Source organism: Ewingella sp. C233 (genome assembly GCF_055407225.1).
In genome coordinates this window covers 362,433-377,448 of the sequence record NZ_JBUZRI010000001.1, presented here as the reverse complement: position 1 = coordinate 377,448, position 15,016 = coordinate 362,433, and the positions used below count along the sequence as shown (strand labels likewise).

The window sequence follows — 15,016 nt, the reverse complement described above, 5'->3', positions numbered from 1 at the left end:
CGGCACGCGGCGATCACTCCGGCATGAAGCCGTCGTTAAACCATAAATGCAGCGTGGCGTAAGTGCGCCACGGCTGCCACATTTCAGCATAACGGGCGATTTTCGCCGGTGTCATGCCGGGAAAACGCTGTTTAATCAGATAGTCACCACAGAGGAAAACATCCGGTGCCGACCATGCCCGCATGGCAACATAGCTGGCGGTCCAACTGCCAATCCCCGGCAGTGCCAACAATGCTTTTACCCCCTGTTTCACATCCGTCATAGTATCCAGCGGTAAATCTCCCGCCTCAACCGCCTGCGCCACACCAATCAGGCAAGCTGCACGTTTGGCCTGCACACCTATACCACGCAGATCGTCAACGCAGAGTTCAGCTATACGCGCTGGCGTGGGGAAGAGATGTGTCAGCCCGTCAAACGGTGTTGCAACGGGCTCACCCCATTTTTGGGTCAGACGGGTCGCCAGCGTGGCCGCCATTTTTACACTCACCAACTGCCCCAGAACCGCGCGCACGGTCAGTTCAAAACGGTTAATACACCCCGGTAAACGTAATCCCACGGCGTTTTCGGCCAACCGTCCCAACCCGCTGGCAATCAGTGCTGGGTCGGCATCCAGATCCAGTAACCGTCTGACCTGTTGTTCCACCTGCCCCGCTACTGCCTGCAACGAAGGCGAGAGTTGCAGCTCGACGCAGTGTTTCTCTGCGACAGGCCGCAACCTTAACCAGCCTGAGAGCGTCTCCTCACCGGACTTCACCATCAGCGTACGCTGATAAAATTCACCCTCTTTTTTCTCAATACCGGTCAGGGCACGAGCACCAAGAAACGCCATCATCCACTGCCAGTCATAGGGCGGCGTATAGTTGAGATAGGTCATTGCAGACACAGTCACTCCCGGAGTGAAAAACAGCGTGGAAAGTAAAGAAAAAACCTGTGAGGAGTGTAGCAGGTGAGAAGCAGGGATAAAAAATCCCGGCGGAATTTCCGCCGGGATGGGGTATTGCAACGCAGGTCAGTTCAGCGGGGCAACGTGTAATGTCACATTACCCTCAGATATTCACGCCGAAATTTTTCGCCAGCGCAGACAGGCCACCTTCATAGCCCTGACCTACGGCTTTGAATTTCCACTCACCGTTGTGACGGTAGAGTTCGCCAAAGATCATCGCGGTTTCGGTTGCCGCATCTTCAGACAGGTCGTAACGCGCCAGCTCTAGTTGATCGTCATTATTGACCGCACGGATGAAACCGTTGGTGACCATGCCGAAGTTTTGCTTACGTTCTTCTGCTTCATAAATCGTCACTGCGAAGACCACTTTTTTAGCTTTTGCATCGACTTTATCCAGATGGATCAACAGTTGTTCGTCATCGCCGTCCCCTTCGCCGGTACGGTTATCGCCCTGATGCACGACGCCACCACAGCTACTGGTTTTATTATTGAAGAAGATAAAGCTGCTGTCAGAGAGCACTTTGTCATCTTCGCCGACAATAAACGCAGAGGCATCAAGGTCAAACGCCGAACCGTCAGTTTTGCGGGAGTCCCAGCCAAGACCGAAAAGCACGGTTTTCATGGTTGGGGCTTCTTTGGTAAGCGAGACGTTGCCGCCTTTTTTCAGAGATACTGCCATGATCACATTCCTTATCTTGAACGAGAATAGTGCTGCGCCTGGCGCAGTCTGTTAACCGGCATCACCACCGCTTATGCGGCACTGACACCAAAATTGGCGCACAGGGCCGAGAGCCCACCGCTGAAACCCTGACCCACGGCGCGGAATTTCCACTCACCGCTGTGGCGATACAGTTCGCCAAAAATCATGGCAATTTCAGTGGAGCTGTCTTCCTGCAAATCGTAGCGGGCAACTTCGGCCTGACTTTCGTCATTCGCCAGACGAATAAAAGCGTTACTCACCTGCCCAAAATTTTGATGACGCGCAACGGCGTCATGGATGGTGACGGTAAACACCACCTTATCGACATTCGCCGGGACCTTATCGAGCATGACCAGCAGCTTTTCATCATCGCCATCTCCTTCGCCGGTGCGGTTATCACCCTGGTGCACCACCGAGCCACAGCGTGAGGTGAGATTGTTATAGAAGATGAAGTCGTCGTCTTGCGTGACTTTGCCGTTAGCCTGGAGCAGAAAAGCTGATGCATCCAGGTCAAAGTCCTGTCCGTCAGTTGAGCGGGCATCCCAGCCCAAACCGACCAGCACTTTTTTCAGGCCAGGATCTGTTTTGCTCAGCGAAACATTGCCGCCTTTTGAAAGTGAAACTCCCATGTGATTCTCCTTTTCTTATCAGGGTTTGGAGGGGGTTCCCCCTCGCGTTTACAACGTTTTTTATGGCTGACTATCCGCTTCCGGCTCCGCTTTGGCCGGGAATATCACGCTGGCAACAATGCCAATCGCCAGTACGACCAACACCACATACAGGCTGGTTGTCGCGCTGATACCAAAACCGTGGCCCCACAGATGGTCACTGGCGTTCAGCCCCAGCTTGAAGGCGATAAAGAACAGCAGCGCAATTACTGCTTTCTCCAGATGCACCAAATACTTGCGCAGGGCTTCAAGCACGAAGTACATGGTACGCAGGCCCAGAATGGCAAACATCATGGCGGAGTAAACAATCAGCGGCTCACGGCTCACGGCAATGACGGCCGGTACGCTGTCAAAGGCAAACATGATGTCGGACAGCTCCACCACAGCCACGCACAGCAGCAACGGTGTGGCATATTTCGCGCCTTTCTTCACATCGAAGCTGAAGCCTTTGTTTTCCGGCTTCTCCAGTTCAGCGCTGACTTCTTTGGCACTCAGCATGAAACGGTTACCCGCCAGCTTTGGCCAGACCGGATAGAAGCGCCGAACCAGGCGATTGGCAAAGTGATCGGAATAGTCTTCCGTTTCGCCGTCATCATCCCCGGAGCGCAGCATCATCACGGCAGTCAGGGCCACCAGCACCGCGAATAACATCTCTACCCACGGGCCGAGCATCAATAAACCGGAACCGATAGCAACAAAAATGGCGCGGAACACAATCGCGCCGATAATTCCCCAATACAGCACCCGGTGACGGTAGCCATCCGGCACTTTGAACCAGGCAAAAATCGCCATCATGACGAAGAGGTTGTCGACGGACAGAACCTTTTCGAGCGCATAGCCGGTAATAAACAGGCTGGTGACCTCAGCGCCATGGCTCACGTAGAGGAAGCCAGCAAAGGCCAGCGCCGTGGCGATCCAGAACAGTGACCACAGCACCGCACTTTTTAACCCAATGGCTTTATCACCACGGTGCGCCAGTAAGTCGATCAACAAGGCGGCGATTGCCAGCACCGCAAACACGGCGACAGTTACCGGCGGAAAACCAATCAGGGTAGATTCCATCATTACTCTCAATCAAAACGAACAATCAGAAGAACTCTTCGGGCTTAAGGCCCAACTCGTTACACACTTCCAGCAGCGCCCGCTTTTCTTCTTCATCAAAATTGGCGTCACTTTTGGCAATCATCACGCCCAGACGAACAGCAGCACGTGCCTCTTCCGGTTTTTTGCGCAATTTGCCGATGGTCTTCAGGCACTCAGAGCGGCCAATGTCCCGATCGAAATCGAACTTGGCGGAGAGCTTCTGAAATTCGCTGATCACCTCTTCGGTACTGAACACTTTCAGGGTGTCGCTGATTTCAAAATACTTGATCAGTTTTTGTTTCTCTTGCGCACTCACTACACCATCGGTGAAGGCGATATAGGTGCCTACGGCGACACAGCCCTGCATGAAATCCTTGCCCTTATAGCGGCTGACTTCAGAGAGCAACGTTTCGCGCCCCTGATTAAACTTGTTCTTAGCCCAATCCAACATGTTGCTTTCCTCGGTGAAATTTATTTGCTGCCCGCACGCCAGTTGAAACCCCAGCCATAGGCTTTATCCATAGGTTCATGACCACCGAAATAGGCGTTCAGGCGCTCGACTTTTAAGGTGTTATTGACGTTCTCAAGGCGGGCAATGGCACACATTGACTGGCTGCCACCGTCCGAATTCAGGCGCGTTTCTATGGGTGGCTGCTCCGGCAATTGCAGCGTTACCACACCGTCGGTTTTCGCCCAGTTAGGTACGCCTTTATAGATGAAGGCGAAAATCACCACTTCTGCGATGTCATCCCACTTCGCACCGTTGATATTGAGCCACTCACCTTCGGAGGCCGAGCCGGTGCGGTCATCGGCTTCAAGATGCACGTAGGGAACGTTCTGGAAATCGCCAAAACGGTTGCCCAGCGCCTGCACTAGATCCTGATGGCCATCTTTGAAGCGTACGTACGCGCCCAGATCCAAGTCGATAGCGTTGAGTTTGCTGAAAAAACCGCCGCCTGAAGCCCGGTTCCAGTTGAGATTGACGCGAATACGGCCAAAGCCCTGCCCTTTGCTGAGACTGACCGGCTTGGTTAAATTGACACTCGGCTGCTCTTTGGTGAGCGTCACCTTACTGAGATTGACAGTCTTCGCTGTCGGGGCCTGAGAAGGAACCGGCGTAGCCTTCGTCGCCTCTTCAGCCGGTGCGTCTATCGTCACGCCAAAGTGCTCGGCCAGCGGCTGTAAACCGCCGTTGAAGCCCTGCGCCACAAAGCGGAATTTCCACTCACTGTTGCGACGATAAAGCTCCCCGAGGATCAGCGCAGCTTCGTTACGGCCGGCGACATCAACCGGACAGGTCAGATGCGGCTGGCCGTTCACTTCCACGCTGATACTCAGAGTCCGCAGCGTCTGAATGGTGTGACCCGCCCCAGGCGTAATGGTAAAAGCCACCTTTTGCACGCTGGCAGGCAACCCACTGAGATTGACTGAAAATGAGCTGTTATCCCCTTCAGTCAGCAGCAGGAGTGAACGGTCCAGACTCTGCTTCTGCCCGTAGAAAATAAAATCGTCATCGGACCGCGTTTTTCCATTCGCGTCTAGACGAAAAGCCGACACATCGGCAGCAATGCCGCATTTAACCCGGATGACCAGCGTGGTTTCGGGTACTGGCCCGTTGCCACCGGCAATAAGTTGAGTCGCCATGCTTACCCCACCAGCTCGCGGATAACTAACGGCAGCATACTTTCCACGGTGCGTCCGCTGGACGTCAGGCCATGTGCCTTGAAGGTCCAGTCGTTGCCCTTACGGGAAAGCGAAGCGATAAACAACGCCGAGTGCGCTCCCTTTTCTGACAAATTGAAATTCGCCAGCTCCTTGCTGCGTTGGTCAAGAATGCGCACGCTGGCGTTCTCAACCTTGGTGAAATTCTGGCCGGTGAAACTGTTCACCGTGAAAGCGAGATGTTCGACGTCAGAAGGCACACGGCCAAGATCGATGAGGATGACTTCATCGTCGCCATCTCCGGCACCGGTACGGTTGTCACCGCTGTGTTTTACCGAGCCGCAGCTTGATTGCAGCTTGCGAAACCAGATGGTGTCGACCGCTTCACCGTCGCCGTCGAGCATGACGCAGGAGGCATCCAAATCAATCTCACCACCGCCGCCGCCAAACATGCCAAACAGCCCTTTGCTTTTCGCCGCATCCCATCCCAAACCGATATGCACTGCGGTCACGGAAGCGCCGGACTCTTTTGCCAGGGAGACGGATTGATTTTTACTGAGTGAAATAGCCACGAAATCTCCTTTTTGAAAAAACGGTATTAAACATCGATTAATTTAAATAATTTCCGGCTAATATCCGGTGCGATTCAATAACCACAAAATTAACCATGATAAATTTAGGATTACTTTTAAATTCTCCAGAAAATATAAATGCGACCGGCACACAAATAAAAATGCACACAAAATACGCATAATTCTGGGATAGATTCACTGGTGTTGTGTGCGAACCGTTTTACGCGATTTTATTCACTTTGTTTAGGGAAGGTTTATTGTTTTACACAGAAACACACTTTTGATAGATAAATTGACAATAATCATAACTATTCTCACGCTTATTATTTTCATGGCATCGATAAGTTATCCGCAATCTCCTGACTTCGTTTTCTAACTCAAAAACCCTAACACCACAAAATCGTAAGCCTATGTTTTAGCGCTAACAATATACGAAAAATCCCTATTTTTATTTTTATGGATCTGCATTCAAAATTACACACACCAGCCCGAAAAAAATCTTCACGGACGTTTTTTTTATTTATGATGGAATACTGAAAAGAAACGTAAATAACATTGCTTAAAGCATTTTATTTGCTGCCAACTATGAAAAATTCGTAACTAAATACGCTGTTATTTTATAAAGAACATTGCCCATCAAATCTCATTAATATTATTTTTCATTCAGCCAATTTCGGTGTAATTAATTCACCTGGCTGACAGCTTAGTTTCAACGTTATTTCTGGTGGTTCCGTTAGTGATAAATTCCAATAGATACAATCTATTTAACATTCGGATACAGCTTATCTTCGCCTTTAGCTCGCCGCTTAGTGTACAGGCGAAGGATCGCCAATTACTCAGCGAAATAATCCCCCGCTGCAGCAAGAATTCGGCCTTCAGCATCGAGCAGATCACCATGCATAGCGAGGGTGTAGAACTCCGGCTCACTATGTCTCCGGAGACGGAGATCCCGATGCTGGTTAACACGCTGAAGACCCACAGCGCTAAACAACTGGGAGAGCTGACGGGCGTAAAAAAGAACGGGCTGTGGCTGCGCGGCTACGTGGCGCATTCCCTTGGGGATCTGCCGCAAGCCCAACAAAATTTGTCAGCGCTGATCGCGAAAAACCGGCGGGAGAAATAGTCCAATGATCTGGTCAATGGAAGGTCTTTCATCACAACGCGGCATTCTTCACGCCCTGCGCTGTGCTATCACCACAGAAAAATGGCACAACCGTCAGGGAACGCCTTTGCAGCTGATGGCATCGCATAGGGATTTCCGTCCGGAAATCACCGGTATGGCAGACGTCGCACTGCGCGAACCGGCAGATAAACCCCGTAAACTGGCGTTTATTCTCGACAATATTGCCCGTTATAACGTGAGCCTGATCCACGCCGGGCGCGGCGATGCCTGGTTTGAGCAGCACCGCCCACAGATAGAAGCGGCAGGCGTGGTGTTGATCACCGGCACGCTGAATATTGAAAGCCTGTTACTGGCCGAGGATAAGTACCGTTTTACCCTGCAATTGGCGCAAAACGGCATCGCCCACACGCCAGCTTGTCTGGTGGATTCCCTTCCCGCGCTGGAAGCCGCGCTCAGGAGCATTAAGTCTGATTTCCCCGAACTGTGCGTAAAACCCAATCAGGGTATTTATGGCTGCGGTTACTGGCGGCTGGATGACAATGCGCCTGCGGATCTGGTGCTGCGAAAACCCGAAACCCGGCGGGTAAATACGCAAATTTATCTGGATATGGTGGCGAAAAGCGGCGGATTGTCGCAGCCGATGTTGGTCATGCCTTACCTGCCGGGGCCAGAGTGCAGCATTGATATGGTCACTGAGCAGGGCCGCACACTTGCCGTACTCGGCAGGCGCAAAAATGACGCACTTCAGCAGTTTTTTACCGAGGGTGAAGAGATCAAACTGGCCCGTCAGGTGGCAAAACTGCTTCATGCCGATGGCATGATCAACGTACAAACCCGTGCTGACAATCAGGGCAAAGCCCGTGTACTGGAGTGCAACCTGCGCCCGAGCGGCGGTGTGCCTTACGGCCTGCAAAGCGGCATCAATTTACCTGCCATCATGGCCGCCTCGCGTCTCGGGCTGCCCCTGACGGAGCAAAAACTGACACAACGCAACGTGCGTATTCTTGACCATGCCGTCCACATACCTGCCGCTGAGATGACTAATGAAAATTGAATCCGTGGTTGATGCCCCCTGTCAGAAGCAGTATCAGGCTGAAGAACGCTATCAGGCCGCGCTGAGTGCGGGTGTGATGTCATTGCAACTTCGCAGCCAGTCCGGCTGGAATGCAGAAAGCTTGTTTGATATGGCCCAGCGGCGCAATCCGCGCCGGGCATTTTTGTTCGTCAGTAAAATTTTGGGGCGTCATATTCCCTGCCCGCCGCGGCTGATCCGCAAGGCCTTCACGGATCTCGCCAACAGCATTCCCGATGGGCTGCCCGGTCCGGTGCTGGTCACCGGTATGGCAGAGACGGCAGTGGGGCTGGCGGCCGGTGTGCACTCAGTTCTCTCGCAGCGCTATACCGACAGCCTCCTGCTGACCACCACGCGGCATCCGCTCGGGGCCGATTTACTCTGTCGCTTCGAAGAGGAGCACAGCCACGCCACCGCGCATCTGGTCCATATCCCAACCGAGCCTAAACTTCGGGAAAAACTGCTACAGGCCCGCACGCTGGTCATGGTGGATGACGAAGCCACAACCGGGAAAACCTTTCTCAATTTATACAATGCACTGAAAGAAGCCGGACTGAACCAGCTCGAACATATTGTCACGGCGACACTAACCGACTGGTCGGAAAACGCGCTGGCCGAACATATCAGCCTGCCGGTCACGGCGGTTTCACTGGCCCGTGGCCGCTGGCAGTGGGAAGCCGCTGCAAATCCGCCGCCGGTCAACGCCCCGAACGTTAACGTCACGGCCCGTGGCTCACAGCCGCTCAATGATATCGCGGGTTTATGGGGGCGAACCGGCGTTGAATGTCATACCCGCTTACTGACGGCGGCGGCACCTCAGAAAGGCCAGCGTATTCTGGTACTCGGCTCAGGCGAATATGTGTGGCAGCCCTATTTACTGGCGCAGTGGCTGGAAGATGAGGGAGCGGAAGTCTGTTTCAGCTCAACCACTCGCTCACCGGTCGCGACAGGCAATGCTATCCGCTCTGCCATGAGTTTTACCGATAACTACGGCCTTGGCGTGCCGATGTATGTCTATAACGTTGACCCTGCGCAGTGGGATCGGGTGATTTTATGCTCAGAGACGCCGGCAGACTCGTGGGACCCCGCCTTTCTGGCGCAATTCAATAATCTGGAAATCAACGAGGCCGTCCATGACTGCTAATTTCGCCACGCGCCCGCTGATCTTTACCGATCTTGATGACACCTTGTTTCAGACCGGCCGAAAAATTACCGATGCCCGCGAGCGTGAGCTCAGCAAGCCTGGCGCGCTGGACCGAAGCTTTGCGCCCCGCAGTTTCATGACGCCGCGTCAGAACAATATGGTGCAGTGGCTGCTGGCGGGTGCCGAAACCATTCCGGTGACCGCACGCGGTACCGAAGAGATGGCCCGCGTGTGCATTTCTTTTGATTCATGGGCAATTACCACCCACGGCGCAGTGATCCTCACCCCTGAAGGCAAAGCCGATGCACAGTGGCAACGGCTTATCGCAGAGCAAATGCGCGACTATTTGCCGCGTCTTTTCGCACTGGAACGGCACCTCAGCCAAATGCTGGCTGACCCGCAGGCCGTTTCATCGCACCTGCCCGTTGAGGCGGGATGGTGCCGGATGAACGAGGAGTACGGTATGCCCATCTATCTGGTCATGAAGGTTAACGACAGTCAGCACCTTAGCGCGCTGAATCAGTACGCCGACTGGGTAGAACAGACTTTCGATATGAAGGGTTTTTATGTGCACCGCAATGGCAATAACGTCGCCTGGCTACCAGCCTGCATTGAGAAAGTCCATGCAGTGAAATTCTTGCTGACGCGGCTTCGGGCTGAACATCCTGACCGCCCGGCGCTGGGTTTTGGCGACAGCCTCTCAGACTTCAGCTTTATGCAGCAGTGCGACTTTATGGTGTTGCCACAGCGCAGCCAGTTACTGGCCGCTCTGGAGAGTGCCCTTCCCACCACCGGACAGCGGGGAGGGAGCCATGCCGCAACCTGAATTATTACAGCAGACGCTGCTGTCAGGCTCATATCCGCCGGGCGACATTCAGTTTTTACTCGCTCCGGCGCAGATTACGTTCATCTCAGTAGCAGAGAAAGAGCGACTTATCCAGAGCGGCGAAAAGCACTATTCGGACATGCTGTCGCAGGAGCCATCGCCCTCTGACAAACATCTGTCGCTCTATCAGCACGCCATGACCGACTTCGGCCCGCGTCTGGCGCGCGAAGTCACCGCACTGGCGAAAGGTCTGGCGACGCAGATCACCGCCCGTCCGATTGTACTCACCTCGCTGGTGCGTGCCGGCGTGCCCTTGGGTGTCTGCCTGCTCCATGCCCTGCGGGATTTACACGTCGACGCGGTGCATTACGGCATTAGCATCATCCGTGACCGTGGGCTGGACGAAGCCGCACTGGGCTATATCACTCAAAAACACGGCAGCGAAGGCGTAGTCTTTATTGACGGCTGGACCGGCAAAGGGGCGATTTCACGCCAGCTTTGCGCGTCGCTAACCGACAGGCCTGAATTCGGTTCACCGCCGAGGCTGGCGGTGCTGGCTGACCCCGGCGGCTGTGCATGGCTCTCTTCCAGCGGAGAAGACTGGCTGATGCCTTTTGGCATTCTCGGGGCACCGGTTTCCGGGCTGGTCAGCCGTTCGCTATGGCGCGAAAGCGGCTTTCACGCCTCGATGTTCTGCCAGCACCTGCAACCTTTCGATCTCAGTGCAGCTTTCGTCGCAGCGATCGACGCCCTGCGCCATCAGCAGACCGCCGATATTCCCGCCGTGTTCCCACGCGATGAAGAGAAAAACCACCTGCGGAAAATGAGCGGGCAGGTGATTAACCGGCTGGCCGAACGTTTTAACGTGCGTTCGCTTAACCACATTAAACCCGGTATCGCCGAAGCGACCCGCGCCGTAATGCGCCGCGTACCGGATCACGTGCTGGTCGCCAGTAAGCAAGATGCCGACGTCGCGCTGTTGGTTCATCTGGCCGAAAGCCAAGGCATCCGGGTAGAGGAAGTCGGGGCTGAAATTGGCGCCTATCGCGCCGTAACCCTGATTAAGCATGTGGCATGAGCCGGAGAAAGTTTGATGAAAAAAATCAGTCCTAATGACCTCGGGGCCACCCTGTATGTTCCCGCAACGCACCACGAACTGACGCACATTGCCTGCGGCGAAAAGTACCCTGAACTGCTGTCGATGGTGATCTGTCTGGAAGATGCCGTGCTGGACAGGGATATTCCGCAGGCGCTGGACAACTTGCGTAAAACGCTGTTCATTCTCCAAAGCCCCCGCAATTTTGGCAACGGTCCGCTGGTGTTTATTCGCCCACGTCATGCTGCCATGGCCGCTGCGCTGGTGGCGGATAAAACGTTTTGCCTGCATGCGGCAGAGGGGCTGGTGTTACCCAAATTTACGCTATCTTCGCTCGATAGCTGGCTGCGGATCACCGCAGGCACCCATTTATTGTGGATGCCGACGCTGGAAGATGCCGAGGTTTACGATGTCACTAAAATGCAGCAGATGGCAGAAGCGCTGAAAGCCAAAGCGGCTAACCGCGTACTGGTGCTGCGCATCGGCGGCAATGATTTGATGAGCGTACTGGGTTTGCGCCGCAGTAAAGAACATACCCTGTACGAAGGTCCGCTGGGTTATGTGATTAAAATGCTGGTCAGCGTATTCGGTGCGCAGGGATTTGCCCTGACCTCCCCGGTTTGCGAGCTGATTGACCCCGACGACATGCTACGTCGCGAGTTAAAACAGGACGTCCTGCATGGTTTAGTCGGCAAAACCGCCATCCACCCGAGCCAAATCCCCATCATCCACAACGCCCTGCGCGTCGCCCCCCGTGATTATCAGGAAGCGTTACGTATTCTCAATGCCGACAGCGCGGTCTACAAATCCGACGGCGCCATGTGTGAACCGGCTACTCACGTAAACTGGGCGCACCGGGTCATTCAGCAGGGGAAGAAATACGGGTATGGGGAGCCATCCGAATGGCGATTCGAAGATGCGCTTTAGATGAGTTGGAGGGCAGCCAAAAGCTGCTTTTAAATCTTTAAATTCAAATTCAAGGTCGTGGGCTCGCCGCCCACACTGGCTTTTAAATTCAAGGTCAACACCTTGGGCTGCCGCCCAAACTGGCCTCAAGGGTGGTCTATCGCCACCACCCTTGAGAATCCCGGGCTCTTTTTAAAAACAGCAGCTGCGCAAGTTGGGATGGCCGTGTTTCAGGGGCTTTCGTTATAGCCGCAAAATAGCGCCGCGTTGCGGTGCCTTCGCTGCGGGTTACAACCCGCGAAAAAAGACTCGCGGTTTTCCACCTCTGGCTCAGCGCCATTTTTGAATGCGGCCCACACTTTGTTGAAAGACAAACACAGTCTGGTTTTGAATTTAGAAAAGCCGGGACCGCGTTCAAAATCCCGCTTTGGTTTTGAACTTAAAAAAGCCTCGGCCGCATTCAAAATGTCACCGGCAAGTCGATGGAGAGACAACATCTTTACCGTTGGCTCGAACCCGTAGCCGGGAAGCCCGTCAGGGCTGACATTTTGCGGCTATAACCGAAATACCTGAAACACGGCCATTGTGACCAGCGTAGCTGCTGTTTTTAAAAGAGCCGGAGATTCTTAAGAGGCGCGGCGATAGACGCCTCTTAAGGCCAGTTTGGGCGGCAGCCCAAGGTTTTGAATTTGAAGATTTAAAAGCAGGTTTGGGCTGCCGCCCAAGCATTAGAGTTGAATTCGAAGTCAAAACCACATACAGTCCTGCCCCTTCTTTGGCATGGGGAACTGTGATGTTTATTGGATTTGACTACGGCACCGCAAATTGCTCCGTCGCCGTGATGCGCGATGATAACGCCCACCTGTTGGCGTTAGAGAACAACGATCCCTATTTACCCTCCATGCTCTGCGCGCCTACGCGTGAAGCGGTCAGCGAATGGCTGAACCGTCACGGGCAGATTCCGGCGGGCAGTGATGAAAACCTTGCACTGCTGCGCCGCAGTATCAACTTTAACCGCGAGGAAGATATCCCGGTTAATGCCAACAGCGTGAATTTTGGTTTGCAGGCGCTTTCTACCTATATGGAAGATCCGGAAGAGGTCTATTTCGTGCGATCGCCGAAATCCTTCCTGGGTGCTAACGGTCTGAAACCGCAGCAGATTGCGCTGTTTGAAGATCTGGTATGCGCCATGATGTTCCACATCAAGCGTCAGGCAGAAAACTCCCTGCAACAAAGTATCGAGCAGACGGTAATTGGCCGCCCGATTAACTTCCAGGGGATGGGCGGCGAAGACGCCAACCGTCAGGCACAGGGAATTTTGCAACGCGCCGCTGAACGGGCTGGTTTCCGCGATATCGCCTTCCAGTTTGAGCCCGTGGCCGCAGGGCTTGATTTCGAAGCTACGCTGACCGAAGAGAAAACCGTGCTGGTCGTTGATATCGGCGGCGGGACCACCGACTGCTCGGTGTTGCTGATGGGGCCACAATGGCGTGACAAAGCCGAACGCCAGCAAAGTTTGCTTGGCCACAGCGGCTGCCGCGTGGGCGGCAACGATCTGGACATCATGACCGCGTTTAAACAGCTGACGCCACAGTTTGGTATGGGCAGTGAAACCGTGAAAGGCATTGCGATCCCTTCCCTGCCTTACTGGAACGCCGTCGCCACCAACGATGTACCGGCACAGCTGGATTTCTACAGTGTGGCGAATGGCCGTATGCTGCGGGATTTGATCCGCGATGCTGCACAACCAGAGCAGATTAAACGGCTGCTGAAAGTGCATCAGCAACGTCTGAGCTATCGTCTGGTGCGGACAGCCGAAGAGAGCAAGATCGCGCTGTCCGAACGTGAAAACGTCACTGCCACGCTGGACTTTATTGAAGCCGGTCTGGCCGAAAATATCAGCCAGCAGCAGCTGAGTGATGCCATTGCGCAGCCACTGGAACGCATTCAGGAGCAGGTGAATCTGGCGCTCTCCACCAGCGATATCAAGCCGGACGTGATTTACCTGACCGGTGGCAGTGCACGTTCACCGCTTCTGCGCGCCGCATTACAGGCCCAGTTGCCGGGGATCCCACTGGTCGGTGGCAATGATTTTGGCTCGGTGACCGCCGGGCTGGCACGCTGGGCACAAACGCTGTTCCGTTAAGTTTGTCTGCCTGAACGTAAAAAACCGCCTGCGTTAAGTGAATATCGCAGGCGGTTTTTTTGCACTGATAAGCGTGGTTTACCAGCTGCTGGCTTCGTTCAATGCACGAATATCCGCATCATCCAGCGTCAGGTCAGCGGCTTTTGCCAGTTCATCAAGCTGTTGGAGCGAAGTCGCACTGACTATCGGTGCGGTCACACTCGGGCGCGCAATCTGCCACGCCAGCGCAATCTGCCCCGGTTTCGCGTTATGTTTCTGCGCCACCTCATCCAGTGACGCCAGAATCTTCAGGCCACGCGCATTGAGGTAGGTATCCACCACTTTTGAGCCGCGCTGACTTTTACTGGCATCGGCTTTGGTACGGTATTTCCCGGTGAGGAACCCGCTTGCCAGCGCGTAAAAGTTGATCACTCCCAGACCATGGTCAGAAACCACCTTCTCCAGATCCTCTTCATACACCTTGCGGTCGCATAAATTATACAGCGGCTGAAGGGTTTCGTATCGCGCCAGATTATTGTCTTTACTGACTTTCAGCGCTTCAATCAGGCGCGGTGCGCTGTAGTTGGAAGCCCCGACAGCACGTACTTTCCCCTCTTTGATCAGCGCATCAAAGGCGCCCATCGTTTCCGCCAGCGGCGTGTCTGCATCGTCATCGTGAGACTGATACAGGTCGATATAATCCGTTTGCAGGCGCGTGAGCGAGGCCTCAACCGCCTGTTTAATGTAGCGTGGGGAGAGGCCAACATTGCCTTCGCCCATCGGTTTGCCCACTTTAGTCGCCAGGATAATCTGGTCGCGCTTGCCGGATTTTTTCAGCCAGTTGCCGATAATAGTTTCAGACTCCCCCCCTTTATTGCCCTCCACCCAACTGGAATAGACGTCGGCGGTATCAATAAAGTTGAGATTATGTTCAAGCAAGGCGTCGAGAATGCTAAAAGATGTAGATTGATCAATGGTCCAGCCAAATACATTACCGCCGAAAGTCAACGTTGGTACCTGAATGCCGGAACGACCCAGTTCTCTTTTACTCATGACGTGTTCCCTTTTTAAGTTCAGATTGAAAATTGCTTTGTCT

The 15,016-nt window shown here is 53.9% G+C and carries 15 protein-coding genes; 7 read left to right on the top strand and 8 right to left on the bottom strand.

The window, feature by feature from the left end; translation table 11 throughout:
- Window positions 1-13 precede the first annotated feature (13 nt).
- From alkA to ACZRKO_RS01775, 7 genes are all read right to left on the bottom strand, one after another.
- On the bottom strand, window positions 14-874 hold the full coding sequence (gene alkA, locus ACZRKO_RS01805) for a DNA-3-methyladenine glycosylase 2 (protein ID WP_463737439.1): 861 nt from the start codon (window positions 872-874) through the stop codon (window positions 14-16).
- Window positions 875-1,046: 172 nt separating this feature from the next.
- A complete protein-coding gene (locus ACZRKO_RS01800; RefSeq protein ID WP_463735566.1) occupies window positions 1,047-1,622 on the bottom strand; it encodes a TerD family protein in 576 nt (191 codons plus the stop codon).
- Window positions 1,623-1,693: 71 nt separating this feature from the next.
- Window positions 1,694-2,272: a TerD family protein gene (locus ACZRKO_RS01795; protein ID WP_463735565.1), complete on the bottom strand. Its 579-nt coding sequence runs from the start codon at window positions 2,270-2,272 to the stop codon at window positions 1,694-1,696.
- A 60-nt stretch (window positions 2,273-2,332) separates the two neighbouring features.
- A complete protein-coding gene (locus ACZRKO_RS01790) occupies window positions 2,333-3,373 on the bottom strand; it encodes a TerC/Alx family metal homeostasis membrane protein (RefSeq protein WP_463737438.1) in 1,041 nt (346 codons plus the stop codon).
- 25 nt (window positions 3,374-3,398) lie between these two features.
- Window positions 3,399-3,845, bottom strand: coding sequence for a tellurite resistance TerB family protein (locus ACZRKO_RS01785; RefSeq protein ID WP_463735564.1), 447 nt, complete (start codon window positions 3,843-3,845; stop codon window positions 3,399-3,401).
- A 20-nt stretch (window positions 3,846-3,865) separates the two neighbouring features.
- Window positions 3,866-5,038, bottom strand: a complete 1,173-nt coding sequence (locus ACZRKO_RS01780; protein ID WP_463735563.1) for a TerD family protein — start codon at window positions 5,036-5,038, stop codon at window positions 3,866-3,868.
- Window positions 5,039-5,040: 2 nt separating this feature from the next.
- Complete coding sequence (locus tag ACZRKO_RS01775; RefSeq protein WP_463735562.1) at window positions 5,041-5,628, bottom strand: TerD family protein; 588 nt, start codon at window positions 5,626-5,628, stop codon at window positions 5,041-5,043.
- Window positions 5,629-6,352: 724 nt separating this feature from the next.
- Here ACZRKO_RS01775 and ACZRKO_RS01770 point away from each other — a divergent pair.
- From ACZRKO_RS01770 to yegD, 7 genes are all read left to right on the top strand, one after another.
- Complete coding sequence (locus ACZRKO_RS01770; protein ID WP_463735561.1) at window positions 6,353-6,751, top strand: transposase; 399 nt, start codon at window positions 6,353-6,355, stop codon at window positions 6,749-6,751.
- 4 nt (window positions 6,752-6,755) lie between these two features.
- Window positions 6,756-7,805: an ATP-grasp domain-containing protein gene (locus tag ACZRKO_RS01765; RefSeq protein WP_463735560.1), complete on the top strand. Its 1,050-nt coding sequence runs from the start codon at window positions 6,756-6,758 to the stop codon at window positions 7,803-7,805.
- Entirely contained in the window at window positions 7,795-8,967 is a 1,173-nt protein-coding gene (locus ACZRKO_RS01760) for a phosphoribosyltransferase domain-containing protein (RefSeq protein ID WP_463735559.1), read from the top strand. The genes ACZRKO_RS01765 and ACZRKO_RS01760 overlap by 11 nt, the downstream gene beginning before the upstream one ends.
- A complete protein-coding gene (locus tag ACZRKO_RS01755) occupies window positions 8,957-9,793 on the top strand; it encodes an HAD family hydrolase (protein ID WP_463735558.1) in 837 nt (278 codons plus the stop codon). Before ACZRKO_RS01760 ends, ACZRKO_RS01755 begins: the two co-directional genes overlap by 11 nt.
- Complete coding sequence (locus ACZRKO_RS01750) at window positions 9,780-10,871, top strand: cysteine protease StiP family protein (RefSeq protein ID WP_463735557.1); 1,092 nt, start codon at window positions 9,780-9,782, stop codon at window positions 10,869-10,871. The genes ACZRKO_RS01755 and ACZRKO_RS01750 overlap by 14 nt, the downstream gene beginning before the upstream one ends.
- 12 nt (window positions 10,872-10,883) lie before the next feature.
- Window positions 10,884-11,816, top strand: a complete 933-nt coding sequence (locus ACZRKO_RS01745) for an HpcH/HpaI aldolase/citrate lyase family protein (RefSeq protein ID WP_463735556.1) — start codon at window positions 10,884-10,886, stop codon at window positions 11,814-11,816.
- 772 nt (window positions 11,817-12,588) lie between these two features.
- The gene (yegD, locus tag ACZRKO_RS01740) at window positions 12,589-13,941 is read left to right on the top strand and encodes a molecular chaperone (RefSeq protein WP_463735555.1); all 1,353 of its coding nucleotides are present in this window, start codon (window positions 12,589-12,591) and stop codon (window positions 13,939-13,941) included.
- 78 nt (window positions 13,942-14,019) lie between these two features.
- On the opposite strand, the gene ACZRKO_RS01735 is transcribed toward yegD, so the two are convergent.
- On the bottom strand, window positions 14,020-14,973 hold the full coding sequence (locus tag ACZRKO_RS01735; RefSeq protein ID WP_463735554.1) for an aldo/keto reductase: 954 nt from the start codon (window positions 14,971-14,973) through the stop codon (window positions 14,020-14,022).
- Window positions 14,974-15,016 lie beyond the last annotated feature (43 nt).

Coding starts and splice junctions, on each gene's coding strand:
- ACZRKO_RS01765 (WP_463735560.1), top strand. CDS start 6,756: ATGATCTGGTCAATGGAAGGTCTTTCATCACAACGCGGCATTCTTCAC.
- ACZRKO_RS01750 (WP_463735557.1), top strand. CDS start 9,780: ATGCCGCAACCTGAATTATTACAGCAGACGCTGCTGTCAGGCTCATAT.
- ACZRKO_RS01755 (WP_463735558.1), top strand. CDS start 8,957: ATGACTGCTAATTTCGCCACGCGCCCGCTGATCTTTACCGATCTTGAT.
- alkA (WP_463737439.1), bottom strand. CDS start 874: ATGACCTATCTCAACTATACGCCGCCCTATGACTGGCAGTGGATGATG.
- ACZRKO_RS01735 (WP_463735554.1), bottom strand. CDS start 14,973: ATGAGTAAAAGAGAACTGGGTCGTTCCGGCATTCAGGTACCAACGTTG.
- ACZRKO_RS01790 (WP_463737438.1), bottom strand. CDS start 3,373: ATGGAATCTACCCTGATTGGTTTTCCGCCGGTAACTGTCGCCGTGTTT.
- ACZRKO_RS01785 (WP_463735564.1), bottom strand. CDS start 3,845: ATGTTGGATTGGGCTAAGAACAAGTTTAATCAGGGGCGCGAAACGTTG.
- ACZRKO_RS01800 (WP_463735566.1), bottom strand. CDS start 1,622: ATGGCAGTATCTCTGAAAAAAGGCGGCAACGTCTCGCTTACCAAAGAA.
- ACZRKO_RS01795 (WP_463735565.1), bottom strand. CDS start 2,272: ATGGGAGTTTCACTTTCAAAAGGCGGCAATGTTTCGCTGAGCAAAACA.
- ACZRKO_RS01760 (WP_463735559.1), top strand. CDS start 7,795: ATGAAAATTGAATCCGTGGTTGATGCCCCCTGTCAGAAGCAGTATCAG.
- yegD (WP_463735555.1), top strand. CDS start 12,589: ATGTTTATTGGATTTGACTACGGCACCGCAAATTGCTCCGTCGCCGTG.
- ACZRKO_RS01780 (WP_463735563.1), bottom strand. CDS start 5,038: ATGGCGACTCAACTTATTGCCGGTGGCAACGGGCCAGTACCCGAAACC.